Origin of the sequence: Bradyrhizobium sp. Mp27 (genome assembly GCF_029953005.1) — a bacterium.
Classification (GTDB): domain Bacteria; phylum Pseudomonadota; class Alphaproteobacteria; order Rhizobiales; family Xanthobacteraceae; genus Bradyrhizobium; species Bradyrhizobium barranii.
In genome coordinates this window covers 1-13,915 of the sequence record NZ_JASAUS010000092.1, presented here as the reverse complement: position 1 = coordinate 13,915, position 13,915 = coordinate 1, and the positions used below count along the sequence as shown (strand labels likewise).

10 protein-coding genes and 3 pseudogenes are annotated in these 13,915 nt (G+C 59.4%); 7 read left to right on the top strand and 6 right to left on the bottom strand.

The features are described from left to right. Window positions 1-303 precede the first annotated feature (303 nt). The gene (locus tag QJT78_RS33475) at window positions 304-1,878 is read right to left on the bottom strand and encodes a winged helix-turn-helix domain-containing tetratricopeptide repeat protein (RefSeq protein ID WP_281460422.1); all 1,575 of its coding nucleotides are present in this window, start codon (window positions 1,876-1,878) and stop codon (window positions 304-306) included. 234 nt (window positions 1,879-2,112) lie between these two features. Here QJT78_RS33475 and QJT78_RS53240 point away from each other — a divergent pair, with 234 nt between their 5' ends. Both QJT78_RS53240 and QJT78_RS33470 read left to right on the top strand, forming a co-directional pair. After that, on the top strand, window positions 2,113-2,283 hold the full coding sequence (locus QJT78_RS53240) for a DUF1127 domain-containing protein (RefSeq protein ID WP_080587039.1): 171 nt from the start codon (window positions 2,113-2,115) through the stop codon (window positions 2,281-2,283). A 476-nt stretch (window positions 2,284-2,759) separates the two neighbouring features. Next, window positions 2,760-2,891: a hypothetical protein gene (locus QJT78_RS33470; protein WP_281460421.1), complete on the top strand. Its 132-nt coding sequence runs from the start codon at window positions 2,760-2,762 to the stop codon at window positions 2,889-2,891. Between the two features lie 260 nt (window positions 2,892-3,151). On the opposite strand, the gene QJT78_RS33465 is transcribed toward QJT78_RS33470, so the two are convergent. Beyond that, window positions 3,152-3,568, bottom strand: a complete 417-nt coding sequence (locus tag QJT78_RS33465; RefSeq protein WP_281460420.1) for a hypothetical protein — start codon at window positions 3,566-3,568, stop codon at window positions 3,152-3,154. A 388-nt stretch (window positions 3,569-3,956) separates the two neighbouring features. Here QJT78_RS33465 and QJT78_RS33460 point away from each other — a divergent pair, with 388 nt between their 5' ends. From QJT78_RS33460 to QJT78_RS33445, 4 genes and pseudogenes are all read left to right on the top strand, one after another. Next, a complete protein-coding gene (locus QJT78_RS33460) occupies window positions 3,957-5,087 on the top strand; it encodes an ABC transporter substrate-binding protein (protein ID WP_080587038.1) in 1,131 nt (376 codons plus the stop codon). A 101-nt stretch (window positions 5,088-5,188) separates the two neighbouring features. After that, complete coding sequence (locus QJT78_RS33455) at window positions 5,189-6,127, top strand: ABC transporter permease subunit (protein ID WP_224517721.1); 939 nt, start codon at window positions 5,189-5,191, stop codon at window positions 6,125-6,127. After that, window positions 6,121-6,909, top strand: a complete 789-nt coding sequence (locus tag QJT78_RS33450) for an ABC transporter ATP-binding protein (protein WP_038952137.1) — start codon at window positions 6,121-6,123, stop codon at window positions 6,907-6,909. The genes QJT78_RS33455 and QJT78_RS33450 overlap by 7 nt, the downstream gene beginning before the upstream one ends. 151 nt (window positions 6,910-7,060) lie before the next feature. Next, window positions 7,061-7,860, top strand: a pseudogene (locus QJT78_RS33445) (methyltransferase domain-containing protein). 473 nt (window positions 7,861-8,333) lie between these two features. Here QJT78_RS33445 and QJT78_RS33440 read toward each other — a convergent pair. Next, window positions 8,334-10,772: an AAA family ATPase gene (locus tag QJT78_RS33440; protein WP_038952135.1), complete on the bottom strand. Its 2,439-nt coding sequence runs from the start codon at window positions 10,770-10,772 to the stop codon at window positions 8,334-8,336. Window positions 10,773-11,941: 1,169 nt separating this feature from the next. Here QJT78_RS33440 and QJT78_RS33435 point away from each other — a divergent pair. Then, entirely contained in the window at window positions 11,942-12,619 is a 678-nt protein-coding gene (locus QJT78_RS33435; RefSeq protein WP_038952133.1) for a recombinase family protein, read from the top strand. Window positions 12,620-12,698: 79 nt separating this feature from the next. Here QJT78_RS33435 and QJT78_RS33430 read toward each other — a convergent pair whose 3' ends face one another. The 3 genes and pseudogenes from QJT78_RS33430 to QJT78_RS33420 form a co-directional block, all read right to left on the bottom strand. After that, a complete protein-coding gene (locus QJT78_RS33430; protein ID WP_244433176.1) occupies window positions 12,699-12,869 on the bottom strand; it encodes a transposase domain-containing protein in 171 nt (56 codons plus the stop codon). Window positions 12,870-12,938: 69 nt separating this feature from the next. Continuing rightward, window positions 12,939-13,720, bottom strand: a pseudogene (locus QJT78_RS33425) (IS66 family transposase); the annotation flags it as partial. Next, window positions 13,704-13,915, bottom strand: a pseudogene (locus tag QJT78_RS33420) (hypothetical protein); the annotation flags it as partial. The pseudogenes QJT78_RS33425 and QJT78_RS33420, both read right to left, overlap by 17 nt.

Here is a 13,915-nt window from a genome sequence, read left to right as displayed (position 1 = left end):
CCAGTTTGGAGGAGCGGTGATCCGCCAACGTTTACGGCTGTCACACAAGAGTGCGCAAGCCTCACCTCCTCTTCGCCAGCCAACGCCGAACTCTTCAAATGGCAACGAGCTATTCACATCATGCTCGTTCAACAACTCGGCCGTGTACCCATAAACCAAGCGGGGTGATGCGACAAAGGCAATGTCCGCTTTACCACTATAGCGACCAAGTCCGCGCGGCAGCGCAAATTGTCGCGATGGCCAACAGCAGAAGTCGGCCCATTATTCAGCTCGTCGCCACGGCTGAGCACCTGGCTGCGATGGTCATTCCGGCAGCCCGGCTCGCCGCAATCCCTCTTCAAATCGCGAGAGGTCTTCCGCCCGCCTAAAAGGGCCCACTACGTCTTTTAGAGTGGAAACACGTAGCGTGGGGTTGAGTTGCCGCACCCGAGCCACGGCCTGATGTGCTTGCTCCGGGCATCCGGCCATTGCATTGCTTGCGGCGGCGATCCGTAATCCAGGTTGATAGTCCGGATTGTCCTGCAATGCCATTGCCACCCACGATACCGCTTCGTCATAGCGGCCCAGGAAGAAATGTGCATGCGCGGTCCCAGCCCGCATCCCTGTCGCCCGCGGATCAAGTGGGCTCAGGCGCATGGCACGCGCAAAGCGCTGGATCGCCTGTTCCGGCTCGCCGAGATAGTTTTTTGCCCAGCCGTAAAACCATGCCTCGGCCAAATTGGAATTGAGCACAAGCGCGCGATCGATTAAGCCGGCCCCTGCCTCCAGATCGCGAACAATATGCGCTAACGCCCACCCGCTGGCGGCGAGCGCCATCGCATCATCTTTGCCCAACTCAACCGCCCGCTGAGCGAGCCCCGTCACGTCGGCAATCTCGCTCGGTGTGCCTGAAATCCAGCCATTCCCCTTGGCATAGGCGTAGCAAGAGGCGGCGCGAGCGTAGGCCGACGCAAAATCCGGGTCGATCTCGATCGCGTTGTTGAACAGGCGCAATGCCTCGTCGTTCACTTGCCGGCCAGCAAACTGATAAAACCTGGCCAAACCGCGTAAATAGATGGCATAGGCGTCGAGACTCTCGGTCGGCTTGCGCTTGGCACGCTCGATCTCGGCTTTCTCCAGCGCTGGCGCGATCGCCCCGACAACGCTCTCGGTCACCTGGTCCTGCAGATCGAAGACGTCGCCGAGACCACCATCAAACCGGTCCGCCCATAGATGTGCGCCGGTGGCGGCATCGACGAGCTGTCCCGTGATGCGTACTCGGTTTGCTGCTTTGCGAACGCTGCCTTCCAACACGTAACGCACCCCTAGCTTTCGCCCGATCTGCTTCACGTCAACGGCGCGCCCCTTGTAGGTGAAGCTCGAATTTCGGGCGATGACGAACAGCGCCTTGAACCGGGATAGCGCCGTGATGATGTCATCTACCATTCCGTCCGCGAAATACTCCTGTTCGGGATCACCTGACAGGTTGTGGAATGGCAACACCGCGATCGAAGGCTTATCGGGCAGCGTGAGGGCGTGTTTCGACGGGTCTACGGCGTTATCGGCGACTACCGCGCCTGCGGCTCCCTGCGTTTCCCGCACTGGTCCGACGAAACGGAAGCCCTTGCGCGGGAGGGTTTTGATGAGGCGTTGTTCCTCACCGGAATCGCCGAGCGCACTGCGGGCGGCATTCAGGCGCGTTGTCAGCGCCCCATCGGACACGATACGGCCGTTCCAAATGGCATTGATGAGGTCGTCTTTACTGACGACGCGCTCCCTGTTGCGGATCAGGTAGTCGAGCAGGTCGAATACCTGTGGCGCGACGGAGACGACGTCCGCCCCGCGATGCAGCTCGCGCCGGTCAGTGTCGATTGCGTACTCCTCGAAGAGATAGCGCAAGCTGCCAATCCCTCAGGCGGCCTCCGATCGTCGGGGCCTCTAGCACCGCTTGGAACGCAAAGAATAAGCCCCCGGTAAAGAAAATGTAAGCCGAATGTCAAGCGCGCTCGCTCATGCCTTGGCACCCTCGTCCGGGTAAAAACAACACCCAGGAGATTCCGCCATGAGCACGACCTATGGTGCAACAGGGTTGGGACAGTCGGCCGTATCGCCCGGCGCGTCTCCAGTTTTTTCATGACATATTGGTGCGCGTTTCAGGAACGGCGCAAACGCCAGAGGTTGATAGCCAACTTGTGCGACCTAAGCGACAGGGAGCTAATGGATATCGGTACTACGCGCGGCGAGATCGACTACGTCGCCTCGAACAGGGGTATTGACCCGCGGGGCATCCGATCCGCCGAATGATCGTTCGATTTCTGCCAAGTAAGGATGGGATGGTCGGACACGACTAGACGCATCATTGCCCAGAGGCCGACTTCCGGTAGGGGTCAAAAGCCGCCCATGGCGGCCAAACCGGGCGGCGTCCGCTCTGCCCAAATGAGCTGACGTGCTGACGGAAGTAGACCTTCGGTCTTGGCCATGTGTGGACGCTCCAGCAAGAAGAATCTTCACTTGCTGCATTGGTCGGAGCAGCCATGTGTTTGGCCCGTTTGCGCGGTACCCATGACCGCTGGCCATAATGCCCTCCGCGGATTAGGTCCCGGTCAAAAGCACGCATTCAAAGATGCCATGGCCGAAGTGAGCTGTCCTGATCGCCGAATCGACCAGCACTGCATTACGTGCTGTTCGTCCTTCCAACTTTCCAACCGTTACGTCACACCGGTGTGTCCGGCTGTAATCTCGTTTACGCCGTGAGAGCGGCGGGCTCCTGGTAGCGTTCCTTGCTGGCGATCATCGCCTATGCCATCCTGGCGAGTTTGTTGGCGAGCGCGATGGCCGCGACCTTGGTGGGTCGCCACGTCAACATCGCGGTGAGCCAGGGCCGATGCCCGGCGCCATGGATCTTGGCATAGCGGATCAAGTGCGTTGGCGCGGAAGCGGCCTTCGAGGTCGTTCCGGATGGAGTCATCCGCGTCGCTATGCCATTTGAGGCGGGTGTCTGCTCGTCCGTAACATCGCTAGCCACTGAGAGAAGGGTTCTCGTGGGTTCGGCCGGACTTCGTCGCGCAGGCAGCCGATGTCGCCTTGAGTCAATCTCGACATTCTTGCAGTTGGCTAGCCACGCCGTCGCCTCTACGCGCTGGCGCAGCAGATGAGCTAGATCTGCTCGGGGTCATTTGGAGGCAACGGTCTCCTTGAACAGCTCAACCTTGCCGCGCGCGTTGTCTGTCACCGCAAAAGTCTCGTATAAATCGATCTGCGGCTTCATGCCGTAGCGCTGGATGATGCCCTCGAGCCACGGCCCGGTGTAGAACGCCTTGGCGTCCTCAATACGCTCCCACTGGTACACGCCGCCGGCCCAGCCGCTTTCGGACCAGATGAAGTGCTTGCTGACTAGCCCCGTCACCTCGCGGAAGCTGGGTGCGATCTTGTGAAAGTGCTCGCGACAGGCGGCATAGTCGATCTGCGGAGGCAGTTTGTATCGTACAACGGCGGTAATCATGCGACCTCCTTGTAATTGCGTCCCCGGCGCAACGTTGATGGCATTCCCGGGATCAAGCAAGCGAAGCGGGAAGCCGACATGGATCAAAAGCGCAAAGCCTAACCCGTAGTTTCCGTTCTGCTGCGACCAGCCGACTATCCCAGATCATGCTGACTTAGCGTTAGAAGTTAGACCGCGTCGCTGAATTCGCGCAACGCGGGCGCCATGGTGGAGCGTGCGCACGACCGAAATTTCGATCATCTCCCCCCCGCCGATCACGATCAAATGCGACAGACGTTGCCATGAGTAGGTCAACACGATTGACAAGAGCCTTAATCGCCGCGCGGCTATCTCCTTCCAATTTTTTGCGTTAATGTGAAGCTCTTCACACCTGTGTAGCAGACGGGCTCGGATGATGCCCAAAGAGAGGTGAGCTAAGGCCCCGCAAAGCGCCGCCCAGTTCTATTCCATTCACACGCGAGTTTGGGAGTGACACATGGAAAAGCGCGAAATTGGTAACAGCTTGACGAAAGGTCTGTCCGAAGCGAAGCGGGGCGCCTTCTCCCGCCGCTCGGTGTTGACGTTGGTTTGCACCCTCGGCGCCACGGCGCCGCTTGGAATGTTTGGAGCGGCTCGCGCGCTGACGGCATCCGGGACTGGATCGCTGTCTTATATTCCCGGCGAGCCTCTTATTTGTCGCGCCGCAGCGAGCAGTGAAGAGCTGCAGGGCCCACCCCGCCAACTCAAACTCGCCTGGAATGCGAACGCGGCGTGCACCGTCGCTGCGGCAGTCGCAAAGGAGCGGGGTATCTTCGCCAAGCACAACCTCGATGTCGAATTCGTCAATTTCGGCGGTTCGACCGACCAGTTGTTGGAGGCGATTGCAACTGGCAAGGCGGATGCCGGTTTGGGATTGGCCCTGCGCTGGCTCAAACCGCTGGAGCAAGGTTTCGACGTTCGGATCACCGCCGGTGTGCACGGCGGCTGCATCCGGCTCCTCGGCTCCAAGGCTGCGAATATTGACAGCCTGGAATCCCTGCGCGGCAAGGCTATCGGGATTAGCGATCAAGCGAGCCCAGCGAAGAACTTCTTTTCGATCTACCTCGCCAAAAAGGGCATCGATCCGGCCCAAGAGGTAGAGTGGCGCCAGTACCCGGCCAATCTGCTCGCGCTTGCCGTCGACAAGGGCGAAGTGCAGGCGCTGGCCGAGATAGATCCGCTGCCCTACCTCTGGCTCAAGGAAGGCAAACTCAACGAGATCGCGACGAACTTGACGGGTGAATTCGCCGACCGCACCTGCTGCGTTCTCGCGATACGTGGCAGCCTCACCCGAACCGAAATGCCGGTGGCGGCCGCTCTGACCCGATCGATACTGGAGGGGGCAGACCTAGTTGCCAGCGATCCCTCCGATGCCGCAGCAATCTATTCGGGCTACGGCGGGAGAGGATCCGTAGAGGATCTCGCCACCATGTATCGTAGCCATACTCACCACAATCACCCGGTCGGGGCCACGCTCAAGAAGCAGCTTTTACTCTACACCGACGAACTCAAGGCAGTGAACGTCATGAAGCGAAGCACTGACCCGGCCAAGTTCGCCGAGCGGATTTATCTTGACGTTCTAAGCTGAGCCGATTGGGAAGATCCGCAGTGAGCTCGGTCATCGATGAAGTGCCGAGGCCATCAGAGAAATCGGGTTTCGGCTTTTTTGAAAGTTCGACCACTCGGTCGTTGATCGGCGGACTGTCTGTTGCCGCCGCATGGTCTATGGTCGCCGTGCTCACTGCGCTCTGGCCGGATAAGCCCGAGAGCGATTGGGCCTACACGGGCGGCTTCGCGATTGCCTGCGGCGCGTTGGCCCTTGCGCTCGCCCTGGCAGCCTTTGCCGGCGTTCGTTTTGTTGCTTTTCAGCGTCTCCAGCGGCTCTCCCCGTGGCTGTTTGCGCTCGCGCTGTTTTTTGCTGCCTGGGAGGCCGTCACAGCAAAGCTTGGATTGCTGCCGTTGCCGTTCTTTCCGCCGCCGCAGGCCATTGTCGAAGTCGTAATCGATGATTGGGGGCGGCTGGCTGAAGGCATCTTCGCCTCAGCGCGTCTGCTCGCGACCGGTTACTTTCTCGGTGCGGCGGTGGGGTTCGTAACCGGCGTGGCGATCGGCTGGTCGCGGCTCGCCGGTTATTGGATCCACCCAGTTTTGCGGTTCATCGGGCCGCTGCCCGCGACAGCTTGGCTGCCCCTCGCATTTTTCGTTTTCCCGTCGAGCTTCAGCGCCAGCATTTTCCTGATTGCGCTCGCCACCGGGTTTCCGGTCACCGTGCTGACTTGGTCGGGCGTCGCCTGCGTGAAGAGCGCCTATTACGATATTGCGCGGACATTGGGAGCAACCCAGCGCTTCCTCGTGCTCAAGGTTGCCATTCCGGCGGCAATGCCACATGTCTTTGTTGGCCTGTTCATGGGTCTCGGCAACTCGTTTGCGGTTCTTGTGGTAGCCGAGATGCTGGGCGTGAAGGCGGGGCTCGGCTGGTACCTGCAATGGGCGCAAGGTTGGGCGGCCTATGCCAATATGTACGCCGCGCTGCTGCTCATGGCGTTCTTGTGCTCCGGGCTGATCACGCTGCTGTTCCGCTTGCGGGACCGCCTGCTATCCTGGCAGAAAGGTCTGGTGCGATGGTAGCGGCGATCGCAAGCGATCACGCGGTCCGTGGATCGACGCTAACGCTCCGCGAAGTGAGCCACAGCTTCGATCTCGAAGGGCAGCCCCTGCCGGTATTGGACCGCATCAGCCTTCAGGTCGGCCGCGGCGAATTTGTCGCTCTCCTGGGTCCGAGTGGGTGCGGAAAATCGACCCTGCTGCGGCTGGTCGCGGGGCTCGACACTCCAACAGCCGGCTCCCTGCTAGCGGAAGGAAGAGAGATCGAAGCACCCGATCCGTCGCGTGTCGTCGTTTTTCAAGACCCAACGCTCTATCCATGGCGGACGGTACGGAGCAACGTTGCGCTCGGTCTGGAAGCCCGCGGGTTGCTACGCACTCATGGCGGGCGTATCGAAGACGCCTTGCGCCTGGTGGGGCTCACGGGCTTCGCCAATGCCTACCCGCACCAGCTTTCCGGTGGCATGGCGCAACGCGCGGCTCTGGCGCGTGCGCTTGTCAACGACCCAAAGCTGCTCATTCTCGACGAACCTTTGGGCCAGCTCGACTCGCTGACTCGCATCGCGATGCAGGCGGAACTCGTATCACTTTGGCAGCGCTCGCGCTTCACGGCGCTGATGGTCACGCACGATGTCGAGGAGGCGCTATTGCTTGCTGGCCGTGTCATCGTGCTGAGCGACCGGCCTGCACGGATCAAGGCCGAAGTCGTCAACAGCCAGTCCTATCCTCGCCACCGCGGCGATCCGCACTTCGTTGAGCTTCGTCGCGAGGTATTCGAGCAACTCGGCCTCGATGAGGCATGGTAGCCGTCAAAAGGAACTCGCCGTGACAGATCTTACCATACCATCATAGAGCAGCCGCACGGCACGCTCGTCGCGATTGCAACGCGATTGCTTTAGCGGCTTGGTAGCTACCCCGTCGAGGTCTTAAGAACCTGGCGAGCGCACGGAGACTTCGATGGCCTCGGAATTCAACGTACACAACGCTGCGGGCTATGAACAGCTCATGGGCCGCTGGAGCCAACGACTGGCGCGGCTATTCATCGACTTCGCGGGGGTTGCCGACAGCGAAAGGGTTCTCGACGTCGGCTGCGGCACCGGGAGCTTGACCTTCACGCTCGCCAAAGCCGCCGACCTCGCCGAGATTGCCGCGGTCGACTATTCACCAGTCTTTGTCCAGGAGGTGATCCGGCGCAACACAAACCCGCGAATTACCATCCGACAGGCGGATGCCTGCGACCTGCCCTTCCAGGACAGTACGTTCGATCGCGCTTTTGCGCTTCTCGTGCTCCACTTCGTTCCCGAAGCCGCCAAGGCAGTGGCCGAGATGTGCCGCGTCGTTCGGTCGGGCGGCGTGGTCGCGGCAGCGGTGTGGGATCATCTCGGCGGCATGCCCGGCATGCGCATGATGGTCGACACGGTGGCGGCACTCGGTGAAAGCGGGCGGCAGCTTCGCAGTCGCTATTGCTTTCAACCGATGATGCAGCCGGGCGAACTGAGGCGGACTTTTGCCGAACAGGGTCTCGTGGACATTACAGAAAAGGAGCTAATGATCCGCATGGACTACCAAAGCTTGCCGACTATTGGGCGCCGATTGCCGCTGGCGAAGGGCCGCTCGGCAAGTATGTGGCAGCGCTCGACGCTGCGGAGCGAGCGCGCACCGACGCTGCCGTGCGCGATGCCTACGAGGCCGGCCGGCCAGATGGACCGAGGTCGTTTGCAAACGTCGCGTGGGCCTGCCGTGGCATCGTTCCCTAACTTGACGGTCAGAGCCGTCTCTTCGGAGGTCCTGAACCCGAAATCGTTCACCGAACCGCGCGGCGGCGTTCGGAATTGTCGCGATGGGCGAGGTCAGCTCAGGGTCATCTTCCTCAACTGTCATAAACACCGGAAGTCTCTGCGGATTGATCTAACCACTTCTGATATGCGGACGAACAAAGGGCGGCCTCGAACTTTGCCTTGCAGCGGCGGAGGATTTCATCGTTAGCCTCTTGTTGGGCTACCGACTTCGAGGCGCAGTATTGAGCCCATACTGCCTGACAGGCTGTTGTGCGATGGGAGAAGAGCGAACGCATCCCCGAATGGTCGAACTATCAGTGATCGCCCTGGACCAGGTCGAAGGCTGCAACCGTCGCGGATATGCCAGACAGTTCAGCTCAGCCGAGCTTGCGAACAGATGGTTCGACGGGCTGCGCGAGGCAAAGGCCCTTGAGTCATCCTGGCATGCCGATTCAGCGAGCGGCCCGAGAACCTTGTGAAGTCATACGCTCTATTTGTTTGCGTGCCATAGCCAGCTGTCCGTAGATCTCGTTCGAGGGAATGGTAATCCGCCCAGAGTCGATTTTGAGGGTATAACGTAGGAATTGTTCGCGGATATCGCCGAATCTCCCGGCTGTGAGCGCCTTTTTGATTTCATCCCGAGCAAATGGCTCGTTGATGCCCGTCACGAGGCCCATCTGATCGATGTATACCGGCGACGACAGCAGCAGCTCTAAGTGAGCAATGCCGCTCTCCTTGATCGCCACTTTATCCGCGACGGTAACGTGTTGGACGTTTGGATCGAGTGCTTCAATCAGTCGTCGATCATAGAGCCGGTTCACGGTAGCAACGACCAATTCTTCCGCCACGCCACATCCTTCGAAGAACTGCACGAGACTCGATACAGCCCAATGCGCTGTTTCGATGTTCTCATCCTGGTTGTTGCGCGCGTTGTGCATTTGCCGGCGCAAGATCCAGAGGATGTAATACCCAAGCAGCGGCGGCCCCGGCTTCTGAGGATTCGTTTGGAACAGGTTCGAGATGAACTCGTTCTCCCGTTCGCTAAACCGATCGTACTCACCCCTAACCAATGCCCGGTGCGTTCTAACGCGATCAGTGGTTACATCCTCACCCGAGAACTTCGATTTGATAATGTCGTCGATAGCGAGTTCGGGAGACAAAAATATCCTTTCGGCAATCTTGAGCATCCGCCGGATGTCGAAGTTTCCGAGTCGTCCGATAAAGCCTGAAACATAGTCGTTTTCGACAAACACCTTGCCAACCGCATCGGCTAGAATTGCGAGGTCGTTGACCTTCACCTGGAAGCCACGGCGTGAAAAGTAGGACTCAGTAGCCTTGGGCTCGCCCTTCACCTTGCTCTTGAGGAAAGTCACGCGACGCGAAATAATTTCCTTTGCGTCGGGGACCGGCAAATAGAAGCTCTTCGCCGAATAGCTTTGCAGCGCGCCAGCCTTCGACAATCGCCACACCGTCCTGTCCGTGATCGGCACAATGGTGAAGACGGGCGCAGCGCTTTCGAGGGAATGCGCTAACTGATAGACCATGTCCTGAATTTCTGAAGGAAACTGGTCCGTATTGTCGAAGACGAGGCACGATAGCTTTTGATGGCCGGAAGCCGCCCAAGCAAGCAGTAGCCTGACGTATTCGTCAGGTTGCTTCTCTCTTCGCTCCTCGATATGCCGACCGAACTGATCCCTAAATTCGGTCCTGTTGGTCTCGTACAGGTGCTTTCGCGAACCAGTTGATAGCCGCTGGTACTCGAAAAAGAAGATGCCCCGTAGCTCATCGTAACTTGGCGGGTTCGTCGTACACACCGCCGCCTCTAGCTTGTCGCGCAATTGCAGGATTGCCCAAGGCACGATGCCTTTTGGATCGGCATGGTATTCTTCCAGGTCGACCCGGGCCACGATGCACTTTTCGCGCACCTGTCGCGCGAGAACTTGTTCGAAGAACCTGTCAATGAATGTCGATTTACCGGCGCCTTTGTTGCCAACCAATAAGACCGTCTCGGAGCGGCGCGTTGTGATAGCTCGTTCGATCTGGCCTTGAAGCGCGCTGCTTTGAGCAGTGTCGAGCGCCGAGATGTTGTTCAACACTCGCTGGACGATTTTCTCGAGCTCGAAGTCAGCCCTTTGGCTTTCCGAGGTCTCCACGAAGCAATCCCGCAGCATCTCCCGGTCTTTGTCGTTCGATAATCGGGAGAAGAATTGCTGGAACAGAAGAGCGGCATCGCTAGCCAGCGGGTCCCGTTGCTTCATGCTCGCTTCGCCAGGGTCGAGCACGAACAATTGCTGCTCCGCCTCTGGCACCGCCAAGCCATCTGCGTCGGCGAGATGCGCCAGATTCAGGCGTTGCACGATCGCCGAGACGTTCAGCAGCTCCACAAACTTCGCGAAGTTCGCAATCACTGTCTCTAATGACGAAAAAAGAATGCCCTTTCCTTCAAGTGGCTTTAAGCCATCGGTACGGGAGGCCCGGAAGAACAGCCAGGTATTGCCATCTGTCACAGCGGCGACGGCCACACCATTTTCCAGGGCGTAGCCCATCGCCTGCTTGATACCCGCCAACAGCGGCTTGACCACCGGGCCAGACAGGGAGACGACCATTAACTCTTTGGTCTTGGTCGCCGGTTGAAGCAGTCCAGCTTTCTTCGCCTCAAGAACCATCGCTCCGCGACGCTCGCCGATTGTCAGCAGATAATCGATATAACCAGATTCAGTCGGGGGTTCGGTGAAAACTGCCCCCTGCTTCCACTCCAGCACTTCAAACAGGAACCGGTCCAAAACCTTCAAGCGCGTATCGGCCTCGTTCGGCTTCGCCGCAAGCGCCGCTTCGATATCAGGCTTCAGTTTCAGAAGGCGCTCGTACGCCTGTTCGATGGAATTGGTCATGAAGCCCCAAATCGATCCCAAATGGGCCAACTTTGGCGCAGATTAATGGGCGAGCCCGGGTTCGCCTAGGGCTATTCAATGCCGCCGACGACAATCAGCCACGGTTAGACATGGTGGTTAACGCCGTGACCGGGGGGCATGCCGCAGCCAGCCAATAGGCGCGGCAGCCAACCTCGCCCGCCTGGTCAAACCGGTTATCCAGCACCCGCCCGTCATCGAGCAGCAAGAAGGCATGCCCCTCGCCGCTCGTCAGATTGCAGGCGAACATGGTGGCGTGGATTTCGGTGCAGTAGCCCGGCTCTCCCGGCTTTAGCTGCTGCGCAGCCGTGCGCTTGCGAGTGTAGTGGGTGTACGGATGGTCGTTGTTGACCGTGGTGTTGATTTGCTCAACGAGTCCGGGCTCGGTACAAGCGGCGAGCGGTATTCCAACAGGGCGATGAGCTTTTCACCGGATCATCAGTGACACGTGATACAGGAGATGGCCACACACCGCTAAAACCAAAAACTATCGCTGACCGGCTCGTGGGTTGAAGCGCCCCTTCACTGGGGCGCCTTTAGTTCGTGAGAGTCCCACCAAGCGCGATGTGATGCTTCACCCACGAGGGCTGCCTCCCTCGCCCGGACCAATTCAGACCCCCGTTCTGATACTTCGGCTTCGCAGGAGCCGATTTAAGAGCCTTTGGCATTGCCGGTTGAGCGAATAGAGCGCTGATGCGTTCGGCCTCACCAGCAAGCTCGCGTCAACGGTCTGAGACCCTTTCAGCGAGCAACACGGTGGCACGCAAAAGTCACGCAAACCCCTGCCCCTTGCTACATTTTGCTCCCATTTCATGCCCCCGTCCGCCGAAACCAAAACCGACAATTCTCTCAAGGGAGAAGAAAATATGAGTTATCTCCACACCATGCTGCGCGTTTGCCCGGATTCAGTTTGAGGCGATTCGCGATATGTAGCTTCGCACCGTAGCATGTCGAAGCGAACCTCGCCGCTGGCCGAGATTTGATCAAGAATTCAATACGATCATCGACCGGGTTTGGAGGAGCCCCGTTCCGCCGACGTGCTCTGGATGGGCCCATGCCCGTCTCAAAGCCCTGCCTTGGTGGAGGCGAAGCGCCGCCAAACCGCCGCAGCGCTTTCTCAAGAAATCCGTACATTAATATGAGGCAAGTATATGACACTGAAAGCGAAACGGGCTGCAGTCGCCTACCTCCGAACATCATCCGCAGCAAACGTCGGCACCGATAAGGACAGCGACAAACGGCAGCGAGCTGCCATTGAAGGTTTTGCGAAGCGGGCCGGATTTGACCTCGTAAACGAATTTAATGACGCAGCCGTCTCGGGAGCCGACCCAATCGAGAGCCGGGCCGGCTTTGCTGCTCTGCTAGACCGCATTGAAAGCAACGGCGTCAGAACCGTCATCGTCGAGGACGCCAGCCGCTTTGCCCGTGAGCTCATGACCCAGGAGCTTGGCATTCTGGCGTTGATCAATCGTGGCGTCCGCGTGCTGACGGCGAACGGAGATGATCTGACCGACAGTACTGACCCGTCGCGCGTGATGATGCGGCAGATTGCCGGCGCGTTTCACCAATACGAGAAGGCCAGGTTAGTCGCAAAGTTGAAGGCGGCTCGCGAGCGCAAACGGGCGCTAGTCGGAAAGGTCGAGGGTCGCAAATCATGGGCTGAAATCAATCCCCAACTGGTGAAGGTAGCTCGGCGTCTCAGACGCCGATCACCTAAGGGAGGCCATCGCTCTTTGCGCGCCGTTGCTGAGGAGCTTGCCAAGCTTGGGTACGTGAACGAACGCGGAGTGCAGTTCTCACCGTCATCGGTAAAATCAATGTTGCTCTAGGGGTGTCTGTCAACCTCGTTGATTCAACTGAACTTTTCTTCCGCCTCGGACGAATAGCTACGGTGTTTGCTGTAAGCGCTCAGCCGGGGCCCTGTTGAGACTGGCTTGACGCCTTGCGGAAGCGCCACGGCATGAGGTCGCCGATTCTGCTATGGGGATGGCCGTCGATGATCGCCTCGAGTGTTTCGGCGATGTAGGCGGCCGGATTGACGTCGTTGAGCTTGCAGGTGGCGACGATCGACGCGAGCAAGGCCCAGTTTTCTGCCCCGATTTCATGACCGGCGAAGAGCGCGTTTTTCCTGGTCAAACAGACTGGCCGGATGGCGTTCTCGACCGGGTTGGTGTCGAGCTCGAGACGTCCGTCTTCGAGGAAGCGGGTCAGCCCCTGCCAATGATTGAGCGCATAGCGGATATCCTCGGCGAGCGTCGAACCGCTGGAGATCATCGACAGCTGTTTCTCGAACCACGACTTCAACGCGGCTACCATGGGCAGCGAGTGCTCCTTGCGCGCGGCCAAGCGGATGTCCGGCGACGAGCCGCGCACCATGGCTTCGATGGCGTAAAGCTGCGCGATGTGCCGAACGGCGGCCTCAGCGATCGGCGACTTGCTGATTGCGTACCAATTTGACGAAGCGTCGGCGCAAATGGCTCCAGCAATGCACGAGCGTCCATGGCCCTTGCGGCCGAGCAACTTCGGTCAGCCGGTCATAACCGTCATAGGCATCGCATTGCAGGTAGCGTCCGCCAAAACCGTCGAGGAACTGCTCAGCAAAGGCACCGCTGCGACCGGGGGCATATCGGAACAGCACGATCGGCGGACTTGGACCGCTGTGGCCGCGGTCGTCTGAGGCGATCGCCCAGAAGTAGCCTTTCTTCGTTTGGCCGCGCCCTGGATCGAGTACCGGCGCCTTGGTCTCATCCATGAACAGCCGACGCCATGGCCAGGTGGTGGCGCATGTGGTCCGCGATGGGCTGAAGATGGAAACAGGCGCGGCCAGACCAGTTGCCCAGTGTCGCCCGATCAAGCCGGATCCCCTGGCGCGCATAGATCTCGGCCTGACGGTAAAATGGCGTATGGTCGCCAAATTTGGAGACGATCACGTGCGCGATGGCCGCTTCGGTCGGCAGCCCGCCGGGCACGACGTGCTCCGGTGCGTGCGCCTGCACGACGGGGCCGGAGCAGCGGTGACTTTCTTGGCGTGAACGGCTGGAAACGAGAAGGGCGGAATCGTATCGTCGGTCATGGCGGGCGTGGCGTTCGCGGTTGGAGGTGATGGGGTTGGCTTCGCAACCGAA

Bases quoted from the DNA above. Each gene is read 5' to 3' on its own strand.
- QJT78_RS53240 (WP_080587039.1), top strand. From the start codon at position 2,113: ATGACATATTGGTGCGCGTTTCAGGAACGGCGCAAACGCCAGAGGTTG.
- QJT78_RS33460 (WP_080587038.1), top strand. From the start codon at position 3,957: ATGGAAAAGCGCGAAATTGGTAACAGCTTGACGAAAGGTCTGTCCGAA.
- QJT78_RS33450 (WP_038952137.1), top strand. From the start codon at position 6,121: ATGGTAGCGGCGATCGCAAGCGATCACGCGGTCCGTGGATCGACGCTA.
- QJT78_RS33440 (WP_038952135.1), bottom strand. From the start codon at position 10,772: ATGACCAATTCCATCGAACAGGCGTACGAGCGCCTTCTGAAACTGAAG.
- QJT78_RS33435 (WP_038952133.1), top strand. From the start codon at position 11,942: ATGACACTGAAAGCGAAACGGGCTGCAGTCGCCTACCTCCGAACATCA.